This window comes from Gryllotalpicola daejeonensis (assembly GCF_039538145.1).
GTDB classification, from domain to species: domain Bacteria; phylum Actinomycetota; class Actinomycetes; order Actinomycetales; family Microbacteriaceae; genus Gryllotalpicola; species Gryllotalpicola daejeonensis.
Map to the genome: position 1 here is coordinate 249,628 of NZ_BAABBV010000002.1, position 23,157 is coordinate 272,784.

23 protein-coding genes are annotated in these 23,157 nt (G+C 69.5%); 14 read left to right on the forward strand and 9 right to left on the reverse strand.

Annotated elements, in window-relative coordinates; translation table 11 throughout:
- Window positions 1–8 precede the first annotated feature (8 nt).
- Window positions 9–932: a helix-turn-helix transcriptional regulator gene (locus ABD736_RS14140; RefSeq protein ID WP_344792510.1), complete on the forward strand. Its 924-nt coding sequence runs from the start codon at window positions 9–11 to the stop codon at window positions 930–932.
- On the opposite strand, the gene ABD736_RS14145 is transcribed toward ABD736_RS14140, so the two are convergent.
- Entirely contained in the window at window positions 871–1,287 is a 417-nt protein-coding gene (locus ABD736_RS14145) for a VOC family protein (RefSeq protein WP_344792511.1), read from the reverse strand. The genes ABD736_RS14140 and ABD736_RS14145 overlap by 62 nt on opposite strands.
- Window positions 1,288–1,387: 100 nt before the next feature.
- Between ABD736_RS14145 and ABD736_RS14150 the strand changes: the two genes are divergently transcribed.
- Genes ABD736_RS14150 through ABD736_RS14170 form a run of 5 tightly spaced genes read left to right on the forward strand, consistent with a single transcriptional unit; the run spans window position 1,388 to window position 5,508 of the window.
- Window positions 1,388–2,503, forward strand: coding sequence for a helix-turn-helix transcriptional regulator (locus ABD736_RS14150; RefSeq protein WP_344792512.1), 1,116 nt, complete (start codon window positions 1,388–1,390; stop codon window positions 2,501–2,503).
- A 60-nt stretch (window positions 2,504–2,563) separates the two neighbouring features.
- On the forward strand, window positions 2,564–2,959 hold the full coding sequence (locus tag ABD736_RS14155) for a GntR family transcriptional regulator (protein WP_344792513.1): 396 nt from the start codon (window positions 2,564–2,566) through the stop codon (window positions 2,957–2,959).
- A 9-nt stretch (window positions 2,960–2,968) separates the two neighbouring features.
- On the forward strand, window positions 2,969–3,943 hold the full coding sequence (locus tag ABD736_RS14160) for an ABC transporter ATP-binding protein (protein ID WP_344792514.1): 975 nt from the start codon (window positions 2,969–2,971) through the stop codon (window positions 3,941–3,943).
- Entirely contained in the window at window positions 3,940–4,716 is a 777-nt protein-coding gene (locus ABD736_RS14165) for a hypothetical protein (protein ID WP_344792515.1), read from the forward strand. Before ABD736_RS14160 ends, ABD736_RS14165 begins: the two co-directional genes overlap by 4 nt.
- 27 nt (window positions 4,717–4,743) lie before the next feature.
- Window positions 4,744–5,508, forward strand: coding sequence for a hypothetical protein (locus tag ABD736_RS14170; protein ID WP_344792516.1), 765 nt, complete (start codon window positions 4,744–4,746; stop codon window positions 5,506–5,508).
- A 95-nt stretch (window positions 5,509–5,603) separates the two neighbouring features.
- Here ABD736_RS14170 and ABD736_RS14175 read toward each other — a convergent pair whose 3' ends face one another.
- From ABD736_RS14175 to ABD736_RS14185, 3 genes are all read right to left on the reverse strand, one after another.
- Window positions 5,604–6,191, reverse strand: coding sequence for a GNAT family N-acetyltransferase (locus ABD736_RS14175; RefSeq protein ID WP_344792517.1), 588 nt, complete (start codon window positions 6,189–6,191; stop codon window positions 5,604–5,606).
- A gap of 62 nt (window positions 6,192–6,253) precedes the next feature.
- The gene (locus tag ABD736_RS14180) at window positions 6,254–6,952 is read right to left on the reverse strand and encodes a uracil-DNA glycosylase (RefSeq protein ID WP_344792518.1); all 699 of its coding nucleotides are present in this window, start codon (window positions 6,950–6,952) and stop codon (window positions 6,254–6,256) included.
- Window positions 6,952–8,256, reverse strand: a complete 1,305-nt coding sequence (locus ABD736_RS14185; RefSeq protein WP_344792519.1) for a GNAT family N-acetyltransferase — start codon at window positions 8,254–8,256, stop codon at window positions 6,952–6,954. The genes ABD736_RS14180 and ABD736_RS14185 overlap by 1 nt, the downstream gene beginning before the upstream one ends.
- A gap of 156 nt (window positions 8,257–8,412) precedes the next feature.
- Between ABD736_RS14185 and ABD736_RS14190 the strand changes: the two genes are divergently transcribed.
- Together ABD736_RS14190 and ABD736_RS14195 are read left to right on the forward strand one after the other, a co-directional pair.
- Window positions 8,413–9,576 carry an acyl-CoA dehydrogenase family protein gene (locus tag ABD736_RS14190; protein WP_344792520.1) on the forward strand — a complete coding sequence of 388 codons (1,164 nt, stop codon included), beginning with the start codon at window positions 8,413–8,415 and terminating at the stop codon, window positions 9,574–9,576.
- Window positions 9,577–9,675: 99 nt separating this feature from the next.
- Window positions 9,676–11,142 carry an MFS transporter gene (locus ABD736_RS14195; protein ID WP_344792521.1) on the forward strand — a complete coding sequence of 489 codons (1,467 nt, stop codon included), beginning with the start codon at window positions 9,676–9,678 and terminating at the stop codon, window positions 11,140–11,142.
- Between the two features lie 90 nt (window positions 11,143–11,232).
- Here the strand turns inward: ABD736_RS14195 and ABD736_RS14200 are convergent, their stop codons facing one another.
- Window positions 11,233–12,015, reverse strand: coding sequence for an SDR family oxidoreductase (locus ABD736_RS14200; protein WP_344792522.1), 783 nt, complete (start codon window positions 12,013–12,015; stop codon window positions 11,233–11,235).
- A gap of 47 nt (window positions 12,016–12,062) precedes the next feature.
- On the opposite strand from ABD736_RS14200, the gene ABD736_RS14205 reads away from it, so the two are divergent.
- From ABD736_RS14205 to ABD736_RS14230, 6 genes are all read left to right on the forward strand, one after another.
- A complete protein-coding gene (locus ABD736_RS14205; protein ID WP_344792523.1) occupies window positions 12,063–13,139 on the forward strand; it encodes an acyltransferase family protein in 1,077 nt (358 codons plus the stop codon).
- A gap of 162 nt (window positions 13,140–13,301) precedes the next feature.
- The gene (locus ABD736_RS14210) at window positions 13,302–14,630 is read left to right on the forward strand and encodes a bifunctional o-acetylhomoserine/o-acetylserine sulfhydrylase (protein ID WP_344792524.1); all 1,329 of its coding nucleotides are present in this window, start codon (window positions 13,302–13,304) and stop codon (window positions 14,628–14,630) included.
- A 94-nt stretch (window positions 14,631–14,724) separates the two neighbouring features.
- The gene (gene metX, locus ABD736_RS14215) at window positions 14,725–15,930 is read left to right on the forward strand and encodes a homoserine O-acetyltransferase MetX (protein WP_344792525.1); all 1,206 of its coding nucleotides are present in this window, start codon (window positions 14,725–14,727) and stop codon (window positions 15,928–15,930) included.
- 52 nt (window positions 15,931–15,982) lie between these two features.
- The gene (locus tag ABD736_RS14220; RefSeq protein ID WP_344792526.1) at window positions 15,983–17,158 is read left to right on the forward strand and encodes a sensor histidine kinase; all 1,176 of its coding nucleotides are present in this window, start codon (window positions 15,983–15,985) and stop codon (window positions 17,156–17,158) included.
- Window positions 17,155–18,324, forward strand: a complete 1,170-nt coding sequence (locus tag ABD736_RS14225) for a hypothetical protein (protein WP_344792527.1) — start codon at window positions 17,155–17,157, stop codon at window positions 18,322–18,324. The genes ABD736_RS14220 and ABD736_RS14225 overlap by 4 nt, the downstream gene beginning before the upstream one ends.
- Before the next feature lie 19 nt (window positions 18,325–18,343).
- Window positions 18,344–18,991 carry a response regulator gene (locus ABD736_RS14230; RefSeq protein ID WP_344792528.1) on the forward strand — a complete coding sequence of 216 codons (648 nt, stop codon included), beginning with the start codon at window positions 18,344–18,346 and terminating at the stop codon, window positions 18,989–18,991.
- A gap of 73 nt (window positions 18,992–19,064) precedes the next feature.
- Here ABD736_RS14230 and ABD736_RS14235 read toward each other — a convergent pair whose 3' ends face one another.
- The 4 genes from ABD736_RS14235 to ABD736_RS14250 are packed head-to-tail and all read right to left on the reverse strand — an operon-like array spanning window position 19,065 to window position 23,137.
- Window positions 19,065–20,303: an MFS transporter gene (locus tag ABD736_RS14235; RefSeq protein ID WP_344792529.1), complete on the reverse strand. Its 1,239-nt coding sequence runs from the start codon at window positions 20,301–20,303 to the stop codon at window positions 19,065–19,067.
- 43 nt (window positions 20,304–20,346) lie between these two features.
- On the reverse strand, window positions 20,347–21,141 hold the full coding sequence (locus tag ABD736_RS14240; protein WP_344792530.1) for a maleylpyruvate isomerase family mycothiol-dependent enzyme: 795 nt from the start codon (window positions 21,139–21,141) through the stop codon (window positions 20,347–20,349).
- Window positions 21,138–22,022 (reverse strand): fumarylacetoacetate hydrolase family protein, encoded by an 885-nt coding sequence (locus tag ABD736_RS14245; RefSeq protein WP_344792531.1) that lies wholly within the window; start codon window positions 22,020–22,022, stop codon window positions 21,138–21,140. The genes ABD736_RS14240 and ABD736_RS14245 overlap by 4 nt, the downstream gene beginning before the upstream one ends.
- The gene (locus tag ABD736_RS14250; RefSeq protein ID WP_425555032.1) at window positions 22,019–23,137 is read right to left on the reverse strand and encodes a cupin domain-containing protein; all 1,119 of its coding nucleotides are present in this window, start codon (window positions 23,135–23,137) and stop codon (window positions 22,019–22,021) included. The genes ABD736_RS14245 and ABD736_RS14250 overlap by 4 nt, the downstream gene beginning before the upstream one ends.
- Window positions 23,138–23,157 lie beyond the last annotated feature (20 nt).

Genomic DNA, 23,157 nt, shown 5'->3' on the forward strand with positions numbered 1-23,157 from the left:
ATGCCGTCATGCCGCACGCGAGTGGAGCCGAGCGCCAGCGCACCTCGGGCTCACCGGCCAAGTCCGAGCTCGCGGCCGCGCTGCGCTCATGGCGCGAGCGCGTCACGCCGGCGCAGGCCGGGCTGCCGTCGGGCGGCGACCGCCGCGTTCCCGGACTGCGCCGTGAAGAGCTCGCGCTGCTCGTCGGGATCTCGGTCGACTACCTCGTGAGGCTCGAGCAGGGCCGCGCCACCGCGCCGTCGGCGCAAGTGCTCGGTGCCTTCTCTCGCGCCCTGAAGCTCGAGCCGAACGAGCGCGAACTGCTGTTTCGACTCGCCGGCCTCGTGCCGCCGCCCGCCGGGTCGGTGCCACGCGTTGTGCCCCGCGGCGTGCAGCTCATGATCGACCGCATGTCGGACACACCACTCGCCGTCTTCAGCGCCGCGTGGGACACCGTGCAATGGAACCCACTGTGGGAGGAACTGCTCGGGAACCCCGGCGATCTCGACAACCGCGCGCGCAACCTGATCTGGCGCCATTTCGCCGACCCCGCAAGCTCGCGGGTCGATCGTGAGCCTGACGAGAATGACACTTTCGAGCGCGAGATGGTCGCCGACCTGCGCCGCGCCGCCGAGCGCTACCCCGACGACCGCGGCGTCGCCGAGCTCATCGCGGCTCTCCGCCAAGAGAATGCGCACTTCGCCGAGCTCTGGACCCACTACGACGCGGTACAGAGCTCGACCGCCCGCAAGACCGTCGTGCACCCTCGGCTCGGCCCGATCACCCTCGACTGCGACGTGCTCACCATCGACGGGCACGACCTGCGCATCGTGCTCTATTCGGCGGCTCCCGGCACCCGCGGCGCCGAGCTGCTCGACCAGCTGCGCGCGATCAGCTCGCGGCGTACGGCCGATCGCGGAAGCGCTCCACCGCCTCTGCCGTCTCTGGCTTGAAGAGACCCACGAGGTTGCCGTCCGGATCACGCAGGAAGAACACACGATTGCCCCACGGCATCACCGCGGGCTCTGTGACGATCTCGACGCCGGCCGCCGAGAGCCGCTGATACTCCGCGTCGACGTCGTCGACCAGGAACTCGAAAATGGCCGAGCGGTTCGCCGCCGCCTCAGCCGCTCCCGGCGCGAAGACGGGCACCATGCTGACGTCGCCGATCGCGAAGGTCGCAGTCGCGGTGATCAGCTCGGCGAAGACCGGGGCGGGGCGTATCGCGGCGACCCCGGTGACGAGCTCGTAGAAGTCGGCCAGGCGCGCAACGTCGGCCGTGACAACGCGGGTGGAGACGAATTTCATGACGGATTCCTTTCCTGTCGGCGCCCTCGTTGAAGCGCCTCGTGCCCGACGCTAGGAGCAATAGCGGGCAGCATCCGCCCGGTTATGAAAAGATGCGCGCATGACCCGCCCGACCGCGCGCGTGCTCGCCCTGCTCGAGCTGCTGCAGCGCGGCGGAACTCACACGGCGGCGCAGCTCGCCGCCGAGCTCGCGGTCGACGAGCGCACGGTGCGTCGCTACGTCGAGCACCTGGTCGAGCTCGAGATTCCGGTGCAGAGCGCGCGGGGACGCTATGGCGGCTACCGGCTGGCGCCGGGCGAGCGGATGCCTCCCCTGATGCTCACCGACGACGAGGCACTTGCCGTCATGCTCGGCCTCGTCGCGGCCCGGCGCAGCGGCCTGGTCACCGCGGCGAGCGCGGCCGAATCCGCCGGTGCGAAGGTGCGCGCCTCGTTGCCGACGCACAGCGCCCGCCGTCTCGAGGCTGTGCTCGAGGGTGCTGCGTTCACAGCATCCGACGTGTCCACCGCGCCCTCTTCGCCCGGCGTCGGCGTCGAGACGCGCACGCTGCTGCAACTCGCGACTGCGGCTCGCGAGCGGCGCCCGCTGTGGTTCCGCTACGTCTCGCGCGACGGCGGCGCGAGCGACCGCACGCTGCTCCCCTACGGACTCGTCGCGCACGCCGGCCACTGGTACGCGACCGGCCACGATTCCCGCAGCGGCCAGGTGCGCACCTTTCGCGTCGATCGGATATCTGACCCGTCCCTGCTTCCTGGCGGGTTCGAGCCGCCCGAAGGCTTCGACCCGATGGCCACCGTGCTGCACAGCCTCGCGACCACTCCGTGGGCGCACGAGGTCTCGGTGCTCGTGCGCGGCACCGCCGACGAACTGCGGACAGCGCTGAGGCCGGGACTCGCGACGATCGAAGACGCGACGATCGAGGTCCCGGCGACCGAAGCCCCGGCGACCAAAGTCCCGCCGACGCAGACGGCGGCGGGGCCGCGCGACGGTGCCCACGACGGCGAACCCGCCCACGATCTCGCCGACAACCGCGACGCGAGCTGGACCCGCGTCCGCCTGCGCGCCGAGCAACTCGACTGGGTCGCCGCCTTATTCGCCGGGCTGAACCGCGATTTCGCCGTCGAGAGCCCCGACGAGCTGCGCACCGAGCTGCGCCGCCTGGCCGACCGACTGCAGACGGCCGCGGCCGGCGCCCTCGACGCAGATCTCTCTTGACACCCGCACGCTTCGGTGGTTCATTAGTCGAGTAATGAACCAACCAACGAGGGCATCCGCATGATCGATGAGGGCAAGCCGATCTTCCTGCAGATCGCAGAGCAGATCGAGAACGACATCATCGCCGGAACACTGGCCGAGGAATCCCAGGTCCCGTCGACGAACGAGTTCGCCGCCTTTCACCGCATCAACCCCGCGACGGCCGGCAAGGGCGTCAACCTGCTGGTCGACGAGGGGGTCCTCTACAAGAAGAGGGGCATCGGCATGTTCGTCGCCACCGGCGCGCGCAACGCGCTCATCACCAAGCGGCGCACGCAGTTCGTCGACGACTACGTGCGCCCCCTGCTCACCGAGGCCGAAAAGCTCGGCATCGACCCAACGACCTTGAAGGGCCTGATCACGGATGCCTCGCGAGAGGCACCTGAGCAGAAGCCCGTCACCCCCGCAGCCAGCTAGGACACGACCATGACCAGCCTCACTCCCGCGATCGAGGTCCGCGACCTGACCAAGCGCTTCGGCGCCATGACGGCGCTCGACAGCGTGTCGCTCACCATCCCGACAGACTCCATCACCGGTCTGCTGGGCCGCAACGGCGCCGGCAAGACCACCCTCATGCACGTGCTCACGGGGCAGGACTTCCCGACGGCGGGCGAAGCCCGCGTCTTCGGCCAGACCCCCGCAGAGAACGCCGCCGTGCTGCAGCACATCTCGTTCATCAAAGAAAGCCAGCGCTACCCCGACGACTTCAAGCCGAAGCACGTCTTCCGCACCGCCCCCTGGTTCTTCGAGAACTGGGACGCGGACTTCGCCGATCAGCTCGTCGAGGACTTCCGCCTGCCGACGGGCCGCCGCATCAAGAAGCTCAGCAGGGGGCAGCTGAGCGCGGTCGGGGTCATCGTGGGCCTCGCATCCCGCGCCCCGCTCACCTTCTTCGACGAGCCGTACCTCGGCCTCGACGCGGTCGCGCGCCAGATCTTCTACGACCGCCTGCTCGCCGACTACGCCGAATTCCCGCGCACGATCGTGCTCTCGACGCACCTCATCGACGAAGTGGCGAACCTGCTCGAGCACGTGATCGTGATCGATCAGGGCCGCATCGTCCTCGACGCTCCAGCCGACGAACTGCGTGGCCGTGCCGCCAGCATCGCCGGCTCCAAGGCCGACGTCGACGCGTTCGTCGCCCGCCACCGGCTCGAGGTGCTGAAGCGGGATGAACTCGGTGGCGCCGCCTCTCTGCTCGTCGACGGCGTCGACGAGGTCGTGCGCGCCGACGCACTGAACTCGGGCCTGCAGCTCACGCCCGTCTCGCTGCAGCAGCTGATCGTGCGCCGCACGGGCGGCGCGCTTTCGGGGTCGGATGCCGACTCCGCGGACCATGCACAGGGCAGCGCCGCGCGCCGCGGTCGCTCTGCGCGCGCCACGGAAGGAGCCTCACGGTGACCGCCGTCAGCATCACCGAACTCGGCACCCGCGTCGGCGGGTCGCGCACCCCCAGCGCCTTCGCGCGCATCTGGCGCATCGTGCGCCTGCACTACGCGAATCGCGTCAGCACGATCATCGCGCCGCTCGGCGCCGCCGCAGCCATCTTCGCGGTCTACCTGATCGTGCAGGCGATCGTCGTGCACGAGGTCGGCCCGTCCGCCAAGCACGGGGAGCAGTACTCGACGAGCCTCGTCTACTTCCTGCCCTACCAGGTCGTCTTCGCCGTGCAGGCGATGAACCTCACCTTCCCGTTCGCACTCGGCATGTCGTCGACGCGGCGCGACTTCTCGTTGGGCACCTGGCTCGTCTTCGTGATCCAGTCCGCGTTCTTCTCCGTGCTGTTCACGGTGCTGTCGTATCTCGAGCAGTGGACCCACGGCTGGGGACTCGGCGCGCAGATCTTCCAGACCTTCATCTATGGCAGAGGCGAGGTCGGCCAGCGCCTGCTCACCTTCTTCGCCGGCATCCTGCTCTTCCAGTGCATCGGCTCGGTGTTCGGCGCGGCCTTCGTCAGGTGGCGGGCCAACGGGCTCATGGTGCTCAGCTGCACCGTGATGGTGCTCGCGCTGGGCGCGGCCGTGCTCATCACCTTCACGAACTCGTGGGCCGCCGTCGGCCGCTGGTTCGTCTCAGTCGGGCCGTCGGGCTTCGCCGCCTGGCTGCTGCTGCCGGCTGCCGTCTTCGCCGTCATCGGGCACCTGGCGCTGCGCCGGGCCACCCCCAAGAGCTGACCACCTCAGAGAGAAGTGCACGCAACCATGACCGCTTTCACCGCGCCGGTGCAGGCATCCGCCCGCCCGTTCACGCCCCTCGCACGCGTGTGGCGCATCGTGCGCCTGCATTACGCGAACTGGCTCGTCGCCGTGGTCTGGCCATGGGCGATCCTGATCGGCATCCTGCTCATCAACATGACCATCTGGTACCTCGTGCGCTATACGGCAGGGGCGTCGGCCGACATGCAGACGCAGTACACCGGCTCGATCTTCTACCTGTTCGTCCACCAGGCGATCGTCGCCATCCAACTCATGAGCCTGACCTTCTGCTACGCGCTCGGGCTCTCGTCGACGCGACGCGACTACTTCCTCGGCACCGCGCTGTGGATGCTGGTTCACGCGGCGCAGTTCACGGTCGGGTTCGTCTTGCTCAGCTACCTCGAGCAGTGGACGAACGGATGGGGCGTCGGCGGCCACGTCTTCCAGACGATCTATTTCGGCACCGGGCCGCTCGGCGAGCGGCTGTTCACCTTCTACTTCGGGCTGATCGGCGTGATGTTCCTCGGGTCGATCTTCGGAGCGGTGTTCGTGCGGTGGCGCGTGTACGGGCTGTATGTCGTCGGCGCGATCTTCGTGTTCGGGCTGCTCGGAGTCGCCGCGCTCATCGGATTCACGGACTCATGGGGCGCGGTCGGCGAGTGGTTCGCGACGCACAGCACAGTGGGTGTGGTCGCCTGGTCGATCCCACTCACGGCGGCGTGCGCGGTCGTCGGATTCCTCGCACTGCGCCGCGCCGTCCCCCGCGCCTGACCGAGTGCCGCACCGGTTGCGCCACTGCCTTCCGCGATGCGCGCCTCGGATCCGAGTAGCGCACAGCGGATCCTGGTGGCGCAACCGAGCGCGGGCTACTTCTTCCCGCGCAGCGAGAGCTGCATGGTGATCGTGCCGAGCCAGCGGTCGAACTTGAAGCCGACCCGGCCCATGCGCCCGACCTCCTTGAAGCCGAGCTTCTGGTGCATCGCGACGGACGCGTCGGCACCCTGGTCCGCGATCACGGCGATGATCTCGCGGATGCCTGCCGCCCGTGCCGCCTCGATGAGGGCCTTCAGCAGCGGAGTGCCGAGGCCCTTCCCCGTCGCGGCCGGCCCCAGGTAGATCGAGTTCTCGACCGTGTAGCGGTAGCCGGCCTTCGCCGACCACGGCGAGACGAGGGTGTACCCGAGGATCTGCCCGCTCGGGCTCTCGGCCACGAGGAACGGCATGCCCGCCTTGCGGATGTGGTCGTACTTCGTGCGCCACGCCCGCAGCGTCATCGGCTTGTCGTCGAAGGTCACCGTCGAGTTGGTGACGTAGTAGTTGTAGATCTCGCGCACGCTGGGCAGGTCCTCTGGCACGGCGTCGCGGATGCTGTAGGAGAACGGCGCCTCTTCAGGCACCGGCTTGCGCAGGTGGCGCGGCAGCACGCGCCGAGTCTGGTACTCCTCTTCCAACACCCGTTCAGCCTACGGACTCGCGAGCGTTTCGAGACGCGCGCTGCGCAGGCTCCGCGCGCTCCTCAACGATCGAGCGACCAGTCCACGGGCTCTGCGCCCTGAGCAACGAGCAACTCGTTTGCTCTGCTGAACGGGCGCGAGCCGAAGAAGCCGCTTGAGGCCGACAGCGGCGACGGGTGCGCACTCGCGACGACGGGGGTCTCACCGAGCAGGGGCCGCAGCGTGCCGGCATCCCTGCCCCACAAAATGGCGACCAACGGCCCACCGCGCGCGACGAGGGCGCGGATCGCGTGCTCGGTCACGGCCTCCCAGCCCTTGCCGCGGTGCGACGCCGGCGCGCCCGGCCGCACGGTCAGCACCCTGTTGAGCAGCATGACGCCGTGCTCGCTCCACGCGGTGAGGTCGCCGTGCTCGGGCGTCGGAACGCCCATGTCCTCACGTAGCTCGCGGTAGATGTTCTGCAGCGAGCGCGGCACCGGCCGCACGTGCCGCTCGACGGCGAACGACAGGCCGATCGGGTGGCCGGGCGTCGGGTACGGGTCCTGCCCGACGATCAGCACGCGCACCTCGGCGAGCGGGTACGAGAACGCGCGCAGCACGTTCGCGCCTGCCGGCAGGTAGCCCCGGCCCGCCGCCGTCTCTGCGCGCAGCCAGTCGCCCATGCGCGCGATCTGCGGCGCCACCGGTTCGAGCGCGCGCGCCCAGCCCGGGTCCATCGCCCCGTCTGCGGCGAGCTCGGCGAGCGACTTTCCCGGCACCATCAGAACTCCAGCATGAGCCACGGCGTGCGCTCGGCCGCGAACGTGCGCTCGAGCGTCAACGCGGCGCCCGGCGTGCGCTCAGTGATACGGCCCGCGCGGGCGAGCGTCGTCGGCGCGATGCCGCCGAGAACCGTCGCCGAGAGCTCGCTGATGGGCAGAGCGAGGGATGCCGCGCCCTGCGGCACCTCCCCCGCGAGAGGCTTCACCCGCCCGATGCCGTCTGAGCCTGCCTCGAGCAGGAAGCGCCCCGCCGCGAACTCGAGCGGGTCGTCGACCTCGAGCGCGATCGTCGCGGGAGCCGCGTAGCGCCGCGCCTCGAGCACGGCGGGCAGGTCGAGGATGCGCAGCCAGAGTCGATCCTTCGGGGTGCGCTTCGCTGCGCGCAGATCGCCGAGCTGCCAATTGACGGGCTCGTCGACGGGTCGCTCGATCGCGCGCACCGTGGCGACCAGGTCGAGCTCGAGCAGGAAGCGCCACAGCGCCGCCGTCGCCTCGTCGGTCGCGCCGACCAGCCATCGCACGGTGACGAGGTGCTTCGTGAAGTCGGCCGGATTGCCCGTCAGCGTGTAGCTCGCGAAGCCCTGCGGCACCCCCTCGGCGTCGTCATAGCGCACCGTGCGAACCTGCGCGCGGTCGCGCCCGTACAGCCCGGTCGCGAGGCCGACCATGAAGTCGTCGTACCTGATGCCGCCCGGCTGCACGGCCCGCGCGCGATCGATGATCGCGAGGGCGTCGGGCAGAAGCGCGGCGGGGTCGACGAAGCGCGTGCGGCCCGGGGCATCCGGCCCGGTCCATCGCACCCGCTTGGTCTCGATCTCGGTGTTCTCGCCGATCGTCGCGACGCCGAATCCATAGCGCCCGTACAGCACCGTCTCGCTGGCGGTGAGTCCCGCGATCGGCACGCCCTCTGCCGCGGCGGTGCGCAGCTCGCTCTCGAGCAGCGCCCGCGCGATGCCGCGGCGGCGGTGGGTCGGAGCGACCGTCACCGACGCGATCGACCAGAGCGGGACCGCAGCCCCGCCGGGAAGCGTGAGCGGGGCGACCCAGCTCTGCGTCGTGCCGACGGGTTCGTCGATCAGTCCCTGCGCGTCGTAGACGCCGGTCACCCGGCGGCTCGGCGCATGCTCGCGCACCTCGGCGAGCCGCTCCGGCTCGTCGGCAGGGCCGTGGAAGCCGCGGCTGTCGGCCTGCAGCCACGCCTCGAAAGCGGCGGTGTCTGCACGGTCGACCAGCCGAAGCTCGAGGCCGGCCTGCTCGAGACGGTCGGCGGAGATCGGGTCGATGGGCGCGTCGTCGAAGCTCACCCGACCACGCTATCGAGCACCCGTGGTGTGTTCCCACAATTCCGGCGCGGCCGGGCGGAGGCCGGGCCAGCCGTTCCTACAGGGAACCGCGGGCGAAGCATCCGCTCTCACTAAGATCGCGGCTATTGACCAGCTGACAACAGGGAGGTTCGCGCGATGGAGCGTGACATCTACGACGAAGACCATGAGGCATTCCGCGACCTGGTGAAGTCGTTCGTCAAGAAATACGTCACCAACGAGTCGATCCAGCGCTGGGACGCCGAGGGCGAGATCGACCGCGCGACGATGAAAGCGGCCGCAGAGTCCGGCCTCATCGGTCTGTCGGTGCCCGAGGAGTTCGGCGGCGCCGGCATGCTGCAGGACTACCGCTTCCGCACCGTCGTCAGCGAAGAGGTCATCGCCGCCGGTGCCGGCTCGCTCGCCGGTGCGTTCGGCATCCAGGACGACCTGGCCGTGCCGTATCTCGTGCACATGGGCACCGACGAGCAGAAGGCCAAGTGGCTGCCGAAGATGGCGACCGCCGAGGTCATCGGCGCGCTCGCGATGACCGAGCCGGGCGCCGGTTCCGACCTGCGCGGCATCTCGACCACGGCGAAGAAGGTCGAGGGCGGCTACGTCGTCAACGGCGCGAAGACCTTCATCTCGAGCGGCAAGACCGCCGATCTCGTCGTCACCTTCGTGAAGACCGGCGAGGGCAACCGCCCAGACGCCTTCAGCATCGTGCTGATCGAGAACGGCATGGAGGGCTTCGAGCACGGCAAGAAGCTCAACAAGCTCGGCTCGCACGGCCACGACACGGCAGAGCTGTCGTTCACCGATGTCTTCGTGCCAGACGAGAACCTGCTCGGCGGCGAAGAGGGCCGCGGGTTCATCCAGCTCATGACGAACCTGCCGCTCGAGCGCCTCTCGATCGGCGTCGCCGGCGCCTCCGCCGCACAGGCCGCCCTCGGCTGGACGCTCGAGCACACGAAGGCCCGCGAGGCGTTCGGCCAGCGCATCATCGACTTCCAGAACACGCGGTTCAAGCTCGCCGACGTCGCGGTCACCGTCGACGTCATGTGGGCCTATATCGACCGCGCTCTGCTCGCCTACAAGGAGGGCAAGCTCACGGCGGAAGAGGCGGCCAAGGTGAAGTTCTGGGCGAGCGAGCGCGAGTGGGAAGTGCTCGACACCTGCCTGCAGCTGCACGGCGGCTACGGCTACATGAACGAGTACCCGATCACCCGTGCCTTCGCCGACGCCCGCGTGCACCGCATCTACGGCGGCACGAACGAGATCATGCGCGACATCGTGAGCCGTCAGCTGGCGGGCAAGCGCTGACCGGCTGAGTCTCCTCGCACGACGCCACCAGGCCGTGCACCCGCAACGGGGTGCACGGCCTGACGCGTCGCGGGGGCCGGTTGTCAGTAACATCCGTCCATGACGACGACGGTGCCTTCGGGGCGCACCTCCCTCGGGGTCTCGGCCTCACTCATCGGCCGGCTCTTCTGCGTCGAACTGACGAGCGGCATCCTGCAGGGCTACTACGTGCCGCTGATCAGCGACATCGTGACGCATCTCGGCATCCACGACGCGGACTACAACTGGTTCGACGCCGCCCAACTGCTCGCGTCGGCGATCGTCGTGCCGATCCTCGCGAAGCTCGGCGACATGTACGGGCACAAGCGGGTGCTGCTCGTCGCGACCGCCCTCACCGCCGGCGCGACGTGGTGGCTGGCGTTCGCGGGCAGCTTCACGACGTACCTGATCGCGTTCGCGCTGCAGTGCTTCTATGTCGTCTGGCTTCCGCTTGAAGTCGCGTTGATCTTCGAGCGCGGCAGGCGATCGGATGCCGGCGTGTCACGCACCCGCAGGGCGGCCGGTCTTCTCGTCGTCGCGCTCGAGACGGGTGCCATCGCGGGCGCTCTGCTGTCAGGCATCCTGTTCACCGCCACCGGCTCGCTGCCGGCCACGCTCGCGCTGCCGGCGGTCTGCGTCACGCTCGTCTTCTTCGCGATCCTGTTCGGGGTGCCGGAGTCCGAGCCGCTGCCCGGCCGCCGCCTCGACTCCACCGGTTTCGCCGTGCTCGCCGTCGCGCTGCTGCTCGTCACCGGTGGCCTGACGCTCATGCGCGCCCAGGGGCCTGGAAGCGTCTGGGTGTGGCTGCTGATCGCGCTCGGGGTGCTCGCCTTCCTGCCGTTCGGGTTGATCGAGCTGCGCAAGGACGACCCCGCGATCGATCTGCGCGTCATGCGCAAGCCGGCGATGTGGCCCGTCATCACGACGGCGGGGCTCATCGGCATCAGCCTGCTCGGGGCGCAGGCGCCGCTGTCGACCTTCGCGGGCACAGACCCCGCCAACGGCTACGGACTGGGGCTCGCGGCATCCGGTCGCTCGCTGCTGATCGGCGTGTACCTGATCTCGATGATCGTCGGCGCGCTGCTGTTCCCGCTCGTCTCGAACTGGACGAGCCCGCGGTGGGCGCTCATCATCGCCGCCGCGCTGGTGGGAGTCGGCTATCTGCTGTTCCTGCCGTTCCACGCGCAGACGCTGCAGGTGCTCGTGAACATGCTGATCGCGGGGCTCGGATCAGGCGCCCTCGTCGGCGCGCTGCCCGCCGCCGCCGCGGCCGCCGCCCCGCGCGGCCAGACCGGGGTCGCCACCGGCATGACCAACACCACGAAGACGATCGGCGGCTCGATCGCGTCGGCGATCTTCGGAGTCGTGCTGCTGACGGGCGCGTCGGAGACCGTCACCTCGACCGCCGCGAGCCTCACGGGCTACATCGCGGTGTGGCTCATCTGCGCGCTGGGCGCCTTCGCCGCGGTCGCCCTGCTGTTCTTCGTGCCGAAGGCGGCGCTCGTCGACGCCCCGGTCGAGTCGCCCGCGGCTTCCCCCGTCATCTGACGCGCGGCTGCGCCCGAACGGCGCATTCGTGCCCGGTACAGCGGGCACAGGTGCGCCGTTCGGGCACATCGCGGCGCCGAACGGACGCGGCTACGCCTTCGGGGCGAGCTTGCCGCGGTGCACCGCGAACTGCGCGGCCTGCGCGATGGGGCGCAGCACGATGAGGTCCTGGTTCACGTACCAGGGCTGCTCGAGCGCGTTCACGATGACGGATGCCACGTCGTCGGCCGTGAGCGGGTGATCGACCCCCTCGTAGATCGCGGAAGCCCGATCGGCATCGCCGCCGAAGCGATTCAGCGAGAACTCCTCGGTCTGCACCATGCCCGGCGCCACCTCGATGACGCGGATCGGCTCGCCCTTGAGGTCGAGACGCAGCGCCCCCACCAGCCCGTGAACGGCGAACTTCGCGGCGTTGTAGCCTCCGCCGCCCCCATAGGCCTGCAGTCCGGCGGTCGACGAGACCGTCACGATGTCGGCCGACCCCGCCGCCCCCGCGGCGGCCCGGCGCAGCAGCGGCAGCAGCGCCTGCGTCACGCGCGCGACGCCCACGACGTTCACCTCGAGCATCCACTGCAGGTCGTCGATCGAGAGCGCGTCCACCGCGTCGGAGCCGCGCGCGCCGCCGGCGTTGTTCACGAGCGCGTGCACGGGGCCGCTCTCGGCCAGGTAGGAGGCGAGGGCTGCGACATCCGCCTCGCTCGTCACGTCGGCGACGAAGGTGTCGATGCCCGCAGAGCCCGCCAGCGCCGCCAGCCGGTCCTCGCGGCGGGCGACGCCGACGACCTTCCAACCGCGCGAGGCGAACAGCCGCGCCGTCGCCTCCCCGATTCCCGAACTGGCACCCGTGACGACTACGCGCTTTACCTCGCTCATGGCTCAATTGTGGAGGCTCGAAAGTGGGCACCGTACCGTTGATGGCGATGACGGCACCGGACACGGCGAAGCAGACGGCACAGAAGACGAAGCGCGTTCCCTTCTGGGACAACGCGCGCTGGATCGCGGTGACGCTCGTCATCATGGGCCACGCGACGCTGAAGCTCATCGGCAAGAGCGACGTCGCGTACGCCTTCTACCTCTTCGTCTACACCTTCCAGGTGCCCGTTCTGGTGCTGGTCAGCGGCTATTTCGCCAAAGCCGACCCGCCGAGCGCCCGCCAGCTGAAGCGCCTGCTGACCGACGTCGTGCTGCCCTACCTGATCTTCCAGTCGATCTGGATCGTCATCCAGTGGGCCGTCGAGCCGGGGCATCCGTTCAAGCTCGACTACACCAGCGCGAAGTGGACGCTGTGGTTCCTGATCGCCCTCGCGATCTGGCGCATGGTGCTGCCATATCTCGCAATGTTGAAGTTCCCGTTCCTGATCAGCGTGCTGATCTCGTTCATCTCGGGCTACGCGGGAAGTGCCGACGACACCCTGTCGCTCGCCCGCGTCGCCGCGCTGCTGCCGTTCTTCGTGCTCGGCTGGGAGCTGCGCCGCCGCAGCCAGTACGCAAGGTGGTGGATCGCCGCCCGTGCCACGATCGTGTGGCCCGTGCGCGCCGTCGCGGCCGCGATCCTCGTCACGGCCGGCGTCACGATGTACTTCGGCATCGACGCGTGGCGCGATCTGCTCGTGCGCCGCTTCCTCCTCTTCGACGAGGAGTACTCGAGCTTCGGCTACGACCAATGGTGGGCCGGCTTCGTGCGCCTGCTCGTGATCGTGCTGGCGCTCGTCATGACGGCCGCGGTGCTCGTGCTCGTGCCACGTCGCGAGACCTTCTTCACCGCATGGGGCTCGGCGACGATGTACATCTACCTGCTGCACCCCTTCTTCCTGTACCCGCTGCGCGAGTCGGGCTGGCTCGAGGACCACTCGACCGTGCCGGTGCTCGCGGGCATGGTGCTGCTGTCGATCGGGGTCGCGGTGCTGCTCTCGCAGCGCTTCGTCAGGAGGGCGCTGCACCCGCTCGTCGAGCCGCGGGCGAAGTGGCTCTTCCATCAGCGGCGCGCGCCGGCGTAGGCATTCGCTCGCCCTCGACGCCGCGCGCGTAACAGAGGCGCGCGCGCCTTCATGACGTGATATTGCGCGCGGCATGACGGCGTATGTCGGGCGCATTGAAATCACGGATGCCTCACTCCTAGCCTCGCTTCGACACCGCGACCCAACTCGTCAGGAGCACCGATGACCGCCGACCCCACCACGTGGAAGTTCGAGACCAAGCAGATCCACTCCGGTGCTGCGCCCGACCCGACGACGAACGCACGTGCGACGCCGATCTATCAGACGACGTCGTATGTCTTCAACGACTCCGACCACGCGAAGAACCTGTTCGCGCTGGCCGAGTTCGGCAACATCTACACCCGGATCCAGAACCCCACGCAGGCGGTCGTCGAAGAGCGCATCGCGGCGCTCGAGGGCGGCACCGGGGCGCTGCTGGTCGCGAGCGGCCAGGCCGCTGAGACCTTCGCGGTGCTGAACATCGCGCAGGCCGGCGACCACATCGTCTCGTCGAGCTCGATCTACGGCGGTACCTACAACCTGTTCAAGTACACGCTCGCGAAGCTCGGCATCGAGACGACCTTCGTCGTCGACCAGGACGACCCCGACGAGTGGCGCCGTGCGGTGCGCCCGAACACGAAGCTGTTCTTCGCCGAGACGATCGGCAACCCGAAGGTGAACGTGCTCGACATCGAGACGGTCGCCGGCATCGCCCATGCGAACGGCGTTCCGCTGATCGTCGACAACACGATCGCGACGCCCTTCCTGCTGCGCCCGATCGAGCACGGCGCCGACATCGTGATCCACTCGGCCACCAAGTTCCTAGGCGGCCACGGCACCACGATCGGCGGCGTCATCGTCGACGGCGGCCGCTTCGCGTGGTCAGAGCACGCCGACACCTTCCCTGGCCTCAACCTGCCCGACGAGTCGTACCACGGCGTGCAGTACACCCAGGCGGTCGGCGACTCTCTCGCCTACATCATCAAGGCGCGCGTGCAGCTGCTGCGCGACCTCGGCTCGGCGATCGCGCCGATCTCCGCGTGGCTGCTCATTCAGGGCCTCGAGACGCTGTCGCTGCGCGTCGAGCGCCACGTGCAGAACGCGCAGGAGATCGCGGAGTTCCTCGAGCGTCACCCCGACGTGGCCTCGGTCAACTACGCCGGCCTGCCGACGAGCCCCTGGTACGCGCAGGCGAACAAGTACACGCCGAAGGGCGCGGGCGCCGTGCTGTCGTTCGAGCTCAAGGGCGGCGTCGACGCCGGCAAGGCATTCGTCGACAGCCTCAACCTGTTCAGCCACCTGGCGAACATCGGCGACGTGCGCTCGCTCGTGATCCACCCGGCCTCGACCACGCACTCGCAGCTGTCGCCCGAGGCGCAGCTCAACAGCGGCGTGACGCCCGGCCTGGTGCGCCTCTCCGTCGGCATCGAGAACATCGACGACCTCAAGGCCGACCTCGAGCTCGGTCTCAAGGCCGCGCGCGAGGTCACCCTCGCGGCGCGGAACGCCTAGCGCGAGGCATCCCCGGTCGTCACAAAGGCGCCCATCGCGGCAACGCGAGCCGCGTTTGTGACGACCGGGCTCAGCGTTTTGACAGAATCGCTCTATGGAGTGGCAGACCGCTGAAGACACGGTGCCGTCGAGTTTCATCACCGACGCGCAGATCCGGTCGCTCCTCGGCAAGCCGCCCGCCACGGGCGCCTGGCGCGAGAGCGACCCGCCCGGGAATCGGCGGTTCATGGGGATCGGCGCCTTTTCCTTCGAGAGCGGGCAGTCGCTGCCGTTCGTGCGCATCGCGTATGAGACGTGGGGCGAGCTGAACGCGGATGCCTCGAATGCGGTGCTCGTCGAGCACGCTCTCACCGGCGACAGTCACGCGGTCGGCGAGGCGGGGAACGGCCACCCGACCTCGGGCTGGTGGCAGGGCATCATCGGGCCGGGGAAGGCGATCGACACCGACCGCTGGTTCGTGGTCGTGCCGAACATGCTGGGCGGATGCCAGGGCACCACCGGGCCGGCCTCCGCCGCCCCCGACGGCGAGTCCTGGGGCGCGCGCTTCCCGTTCACGACGATCCGCGACCAGGTCGCGGCGCAGGCGGTGCTCGCCGACAAGCTCGGCATCGAGCGCTGGGCGGCCGTCATCGGCGGCTCGATGGGCGGAATGAACGCGCTCGAGTGGGCCGTGAGCTACCCGGAGCGCGTCGAGCGGCTCGCGGTGATCGCCGCTCCCCCGCTGACGACGGCCGACCAGGTCGCGCTCAACTCGGTTCAGCTCGAGGCGATCCGCACCGACCCCCTGTTCCACGGGGGCGACTACTACGACGCCGGCGACGGCGAGGGGCCCCACCGGGGGCTCGCGCTTGCCCGCCGCATGGCGCTGCTGAACTACCGCAGCCCCGACGAGCTCAACGCGCGCTTCGCCCGCAGCTGGCAGAGCGACATCAGCCCGCTCGGCGCAGGCGGGCGCTTCGCCGTCGAGTCATACCTCGACTTCCACGGCAACCGCTTCACGCGGCGCTTCGACGCGAACAGCTACATCACCGTCGTCGGCGCGATGAACTCGCACGACGTGGGTCGCGGCCGGGGCGGCATCGCGGCGGCGCTCGAGCGGGTCACCGCCCGCACGCTCGTGGTCGGCATCGACACCGATCGGCTCTTCCCCGTCGAGGGGCAGCGCGTGATCGCGGCGGGAATCCGGGGCAACATCGACGCAGGACACGCCGTTGTCATACGGTCGGAGTACGGTCATGACGGGTTCCTCATCGAAGACGAGCTCATCGGCGAGCAGCTGACCCGGCTGCTGGCTGAGTAGCCAGACGTGAACGCTGACGACGGGTCCCGGCTTCTATGAACATCCAGCCCCTATGAATCGCATCTCCAAAGAGCGCGACCGCCTGCTCGCCGCCGCCGCGCGCGTCTACGGCTCTGCGCTGACGCTCACGGCGATCGTCTGCTTCCTGCTGCCCCACGCGTTCGCCAGCACCGGCCGCGAGATCGCCGTCGTCGCGCTGCTGTTCTTCGCCCTGCTCGGCTTCCTCTACTTGCGGGTCTCGAGCGGCATCTGGTGGATCATCGGCATCGACGCCTTTGCCGTCGCGGCGCTGATCGTCGCCGGCACCGAGGTCGCGAGCCACGGGACGAGCACGTCCGTCGCCCTGGCCTACGGCGTCGGGCTGATCGCCGGCGGCTCGATCGCGGGCGTCGCCATCATGCTCGGCACGACGGGCCCCCGCATGCTGCTCTATGTCGTGACCGCCGCCATCTCGCTGGCCGGCCTGATCATTCCCGACATCAAGACCGAGTACAAGTTCCACTCCATCACGCTCGGCGTTGCCGGCTGGGTGCTGTGCACGGTGCTCGCCCTCTGGCTCGGCCGCATCGTGCCTCAGGCGATGCGCCGCATCGCGAACATGAGCGACGCCTACCGCGCAGAGCGCGTGGCGAGCGAGACCGAGGCGCGTCGCCGCCAGGGCGCGCGTCTGCTGCACGACACGGTGCTCGCGACGCTCACGCTGCTCGCGCACTCGGGCGTGGGCGTCGGCGAGGCGTCGCTGCGCGAGCAGGCCGGTGAGGATGCTGCGCTGCTGCGCCAGCTGCGCATGGGCTTCACCCCGAACCCCGCTGCCAGCGGCGAGTACAAACTGCGCCCCGTCGAGGAATCGACGCTCGGCAACACGCTCGAGTCTGTCAAGCAGCGGTTCCGCCGCATGGGACTCGAGGTCACCTGGCACGGCAAGGGCCAGGTGCTGCTGCCGAGCGACACGCTCGACGCCTTCCTGCTCGCGCTCTCCGAGAGCCTCGAGAACGTGCGCCGTCACTCCGGCGTGGGCGAGGCGCACGTGACGATCACCGACGACGACCAGAGCGTGCGCGCCATGGTGACCGACGACGGTGTGGGCTTCTCGATCGACCAGATCGCGCCGGGGCGTCTGGGCTTCAGTGAGTCGATCGTGGCGCGGCTGCGCGACGTCGGCGGCGACGCCCGCCTGTTCTCCGCCCCCGGCAGCGGAACGACCGTCGTCCTGGAGGTTCCGAAATGAGCCACGTCGCCCCGCGGCCGAAGCCCGTCGTCGAGTCGGTGCCCAGCGTCGACCGCCTGTCGTACGGGCTGAACCTCGCCGCGAACATCGTGCTGGGCCTGTGCTTCCTGTTCTTCATCGCGGACATCACCTTCGTCGCGGTGCTGCCGCTCACCATCTCGGCCTGGGTCATCCTGATCGTCGTCGTGACGCTCACCCAGCTGGGCACCGCGCGGCGGCTGCAGCTGCCGAAGAACTGGTTCACCTATGCCCGCATCGCGTTCGCGGTGGTGCTCGTGCTCGACGTCTTCGGAGTGCTCGACAAAGTGGGCGAGAACGGGTGGGGTCCGTTCCCCACGGCCGCGATGGCCACCGGGGCGGGCCTCGCGATGTTCGCGACCACCGAGCGGGCGCGCGCGCTCAACCTGGCGGCCACCGCGCTCGGCATCCTGCTCATCGTCGACATCATGTTCACGACGCACCCGTCCTCTGCGGGCGAGTTCGCCCCGGGCATCGTCTCGGTCGCGATCGCCGTGACGCCGCCGATCGTGGCCGTGGCGATCGTGAACTCGTTCCGCAACATGGTCGAGTTCCAGTCCGACCTGTCGCAGGCGAAGGGCACCACGAGCGGGGCGGGCATCAGCCTCGGGCTGTCGGCCTCCGAGCAGCTGGTGCGTCTCGACGCACAGGCAGAGAAGCTGCTCGACGACGTCGCGAGCGGCCGCACGCCGCTGCCTCTGCCCGACGAGATCGCGGAGGAGGCATCCACGATCGCCACGCAGCTGCGCATGAATCTCGTGGCGGGCAAGAGCGAGACCTGGCTCTATCACGCGCTCACCGAGTCGAGCGTGCTCGGCTCGATCTCGACGATCGACGACCCCGACGGCCTCGCCGCCGGGCTCGCGCCCGACCAGCGCGACGGCCTGCTGACCGCCATCTGGATGTTCGCGGGCGACGGCGAGCGGGTCGCGCAGTCTCTCACCGTGACGGTGCGGCGCTCGAGCGGCGCGGCGGGCCAGAACCAGCGCCTCGCCATCACCCTCGAGCTCATCGGTGTGCCGAAGCGCCGCATCGACCCCGCGGCATGGCAAGCTATCAGCCGGGTGGGTCGTTATTCGGACTCGTTCCAGACGCCTACGCTGAGAATCGATGTCGATTGCGCACTTGACGTGGTCGCCGATCGATGACACCTCGAGAGGAAGTACTGTGACAGGCCAGCCGATTCGCATCGCCATCGTCGATGATCACCGCATGATCCTCGGCGCTCTCACCGAGTGGATCCGCAACGCCGCCGACGACATCGAGGTCGTCGCCGCCGTCGCCACCTGGCCCGAGCTGCTGACGAGCCCCGCCTTCCCCGTGGACGTCGTGCTGCTCGACGTCGACCTCAAGGACAACATCCCCGTCTCGGTGAAGCTCTCGGCGCTCAAGACCGCCGGGGCGCGAACCGTGCTGATGAGCGCCCTCTCCGACCCGAACGTCGTGCGCGAGGCGCTGGCCGCCGGCGCGAGCGGGTACGTCGTCAAGAGCGAAGACGCGGCGATGATCGCGGAGGCGATCCGCGCCGCGGTCGCCGGCGAGTCGTTCGTCTCGGCCGAGCTCGAGGTGCAGCTCAACGAGACCGAGGGCTCGAGCCCCAAGCTCTCCGCCCAGGAGCGCCGTGTCATGGCGCTCTACGGCGCGGGCGAGCCGGTCAAGTCGGTCGCCTACAAGCTCGGCATCAGCGACGAGACCGCGAAGAGCTATCTGAAGCGCATCCGCGAGAAGTACCGCCTCGCGGGCTTCGACGTCGGCACCAAGGTCGCGCTGCGCAAGCGCGCCATCGCCGACGGCATCCTGCTGCACAACGACTGATTCACGACTCGCGAAAAGCGGCGCCCGGGATGCCTGGCGCCGCTTTCCGCGTCACGCGGTGCTCGCGTCGCGCTCAGTCCGCGAACGCCGCAGCGGCAATCCCGGCCTGCCGGTCCTCGTGGCTGGCGCGCGCCCCGTAGACCGCCCAGATGACGACCAGCATGATCGCCGCCACGACCGCGCAGCTGCCGAAGAACAGGAAGTTCGAGGTCGGGTCCGCTCCGCCGGCGAGCGCGAGCAGCCAGCCGCCGACCTGGGGCGCGGCCACGGCGCCCACGCGGCCGATACCGAGGCCCCAGCCGAGCGCCGTGCCACGCAGCTGGTCGGGGAAGTACGTGGCGATCGCAGCGATGATCAGGCACTGCGTGCCGTGGCTGCCGATGCCCGCGAGCACGAGGATGACGTAAATCCAGGCCTCGGCGGGATGCGTGAGCAGAAGCAGCAGCCCGACACCGCCGAGCCCCGCCGCAACGGCGGCGACCGGAACCGGCCCGAAGCGGTCGCCCAGGATCGCGGTGATCACCGAGCCGGCGACGGCGCCGAGATTGAGGGCGAGAGCGTAGAGCAGCGGCTGGCTCAAGTCGATGCTGCCGGACTTGAGCATCAGCGTCGGCAGCCAGGTGCCGAGTCCGTACCAGGTGGTCAGCGTGACGACCGTCGCGATCGCGAACAGGATCGAGATCGCGAGGTACTGGGGCTTGAGCAGCGTGCGGAATCCCGTACGCGTCTGCGTGTGCACGACGGGCTCACCCGCGGGCCGCGCGTCGCTCGGGATCCGGAACTGCGCGAGGGGGACGACGACGATCAGGCCGAGCAGCGCGATGACGAACATCCAGCGCCACGACGCGTGGGCGAGGATCGGGATGCCGAGCAGCGACGCGATCGTGCCGCCGATCGGCACGCCCGACATCATCAGGGTCGCAACGGCCGCCCGCCACCGCTTCGGGACGTAGTCGGCGGCGAGCGAGTTGGCAGACGGCACCAGGCCGCCGAGCCCGAGCCCGGCGAGGAAGCGGAAGAGGCCGAACACCTCCCAGCTCGGCGAGACGGCGCACAGCACGCTGAAGACGGAGAGCACGATGCCGCACCAGACGATCACGCGCTTGCGGCCGAGCGAGTCCGACAGCCGGCCCGCGACCAGCGCGCCGATCATCATGCCGAGGAAGGCGAGCGAGCCGACCGTGCCGGCGAGCGCGGGCGACAGCCCCCACTCGGCCATGAGCCGAGGCTGGACGGTGCCGTAGACGATGAGGTCGTAGCCGTCGAAGAGGACGAACAGCCAGGCGACGATGACCGGAGTCAGATTCTTCATGTGCGTGCTTTCGGTCGGGGCGCGTCATTGCGCCGAACCAGGGTCAGAACCAGCGGGGGATGTCGGGCAGCTCGCCCGACGAGGCAGAGAGACGGCGCGCGCCGCGCCCGGTGAGCCAACGGGCCAGGTCGGCGGCGGCTCCGCTGACGACGGGGCCGCCGGTGCCGAGCACGATCCGCCCGTGATCTGCGAGCCGGGGGCGATCGTTCGGCGTGAGGGCGAGGTCTACCGACTCGCCGCGGCGCTGCCACGTGCCGAGCACGTCGGCGATCAGCCGATCGACGAGCTCGGGCGGGAAGTCGAGGAACGACCCGTCGTTCGCGAGATCGACGGCGTGCACCCAGACCTCGCGGGAGCGCATCCAGGCGGTCTCGCGCACGGGCACCGTGCGGCCCTGGGCGGTCTTCACCTCGACGTCCCACTGCTCGTCGGTGAGATCGCGCCACTCGACATTGAGATGCACGGCCGCGTGGTCGAAGAGGTTCCGCAGGGCGCGCGCGGGCAGGGTCTCCCCGCGGGCGAGCTGCCGATCTCGGGCATCCGCGCTCGCATACATGGGCGTCTCGATGCCCGTGCGCGCCCACTCGGTGAGGTGAGTGAGTGCGCGCGCGTTGTAGCCGACGTGCGCGATCACGTGGCGGCGTGACCAGCCGGGCAAGAGGCTCGGCGCGTCGAGGTCGTCGTCGGAAAGCTCGCTGAGCTTCCGTGCGAAGTAGGCGGTGCCGCGGCGGGCGAACGCGAGCTCGGCGTGCGGGGCGGCCGCCGCGTCATAGCGCGCTCCCGCGCCCTGGCGCTTGCGCAGCTCGCTCTCGGCATCCGTCAGCTCGGTCGCGCTCATGACGCGCCTTGCGCGACCGGCTCGGGCACGCCCTGCCCGGCCCCGGCCCCGCGCTCGCTGCTGCGCTCGGCGACCGTCGTGTTGCTCAGCGTGCCGATGCCGTCGATCGTGACGGTGACCGTCTGCCCGGCCGACAGGAACTCCTGCGGCTCGCGCGCATGCCCGACGCCACCCGGGGTGCCGGTGACGATGACGTCGCCCGGGTTGAGCGGCAGGACGGTGGAGATGTACTCGACGAGCTGCACGGGGTCGTGCACGAGGTCGTGGATGTCGCCGCGCTGCTTCTCGACCCCGTCGACCGTCGTGACCAGATATGCCTCATCGGGAATCTCGTCGGGCGTCGCGAGCACGGGGCCGAGCGGCGTCGAATCCGCCCAGATCTTGCCCTGCAGCCACTCGCGGGTGCGGAACTGCCAGTCGCGCATCGACACGTCGTTGCAGATCGAGTAGCCGGCGATGGCGGCCTGTGCCTGCTCGGCGGTCGCTCGACGCACCCTGGTGCCGATCACGACGGCGAGCTCGCCCTCCCAGTCGATCTGGTCGCTCTCGGGCGGCAGCACGATGTCGTCGCCGTCGCCGACCAGGCAGTCGGCGAACTTGGCGAACAGCACCGGGTACTCGGGCAGGTCGCGCTTCATCTCGAGGATGTGCGCGCGGTAGTTGAGCCCGACGCAGATGATCTTGCCGGGCTCGGTCACGAGCGGCGCGTAATCGAGCGATTCGACGGGATGCTGCGTGCCGACGGTTTCCGCCACGGCGCTCAACTCCGCGCCGCGCAGAACGGCGCCGACGTCAGGCACACCGAGTTCGGTGGCGGTGTCTCCATCGATGCGGACGGCGACGGTGGACCCGTCGGGGCCGCGGACGGTGGCGAGCTTCATCGGGCTTCTCCTTCGATGTGGGTGCGAGCAAGCGCGAGCTTCTCGAAGATGGGGTGGTCGTTGAAGTGGAAGAGGTCGAGCTGGTTCTCCGCCTTGATCGAGTAGCGCACCCAGCTCGGCACGACGAACATGTCACCGTGGCCGACGTGGTACTCGGCGTCCCCCAGCTCGACGAGGCCCTCACCCTCGAAGACCTGGAACATGCTCGTGCCCACCTCGCGGCGCGGCGCCGTCGCGACGCCGGGGCGCAGGCGGTGGAACTGCGCGCGGATCGTCGGCATCACGTCGCCTCCGGTCGTGGGATTCACGTAGCGCACGGCCGCGTGGCCCTGCTCGACCGTCGCGGGGTGGCCTTCGTCTTCGAGCAGCAGCTGGTCGGTGAGCGCGCGGTCGGTGTTCTCCCACCGATAGGCCCCGATCGGCGAGTTCACCGTGTTGTGGAGGCCCGAAAGGGGGCGCAGCCCGGGGTGGCACCACAGGCGCTCTGAGCGCGAGAAGTTCGGCGTCGCGTAGTCGGTCACACGCTCGGAGCCGAACTCGAAGAATCCGGTGTCCATCTGATACGCGAACGGGATGTCGAGGCCGTCGATCCACGTCATCGACTGGTCGGTCTCGTTGTGGTGGCCGTGGAAGTTCCAGCCGGGCGTCAGCAGGAAGTCGCCACGGCTCATGCGCACCGGGTCGCCGTTGACCACGGTCCACACGCCCTCGCCGCTCGTCACGAAGCGGAAGGCGTTCTGCGAGTGCCGGTGCTCAGGAGCCGTCTCATGCGGCCCGAGCTGCTGGATCGCAGCCCACAGCGTCGGCGAGATGTACGCCCGCCCGCCCATGCCCGGGTTCGCGAGGCCGATCGCCCGCCGCTCTCCCCCGCGGCCGACGGGCACGAGATCGCCCGCGCGCTCTGCGAGCGGCTGCAGCTTGCTCCAGCGCCACACCCACGGCACCGCCTTGGGGTTCGGTGCCATCGGCATCAGGTCGTCGAGCTGCGTCCACAGCGGAATGAGGTTCTCACGCTCGAAGCCGGCGTAGAGCTCGCGCAGCTCAGGCGTGTCCTCGGGCTGCATGCTGTTCTCGACCTCGGAGTGGTCGTTCACGTCTTCCCAGGTGTCGGTCATGTCCGTTCCTTCTCGTGCGT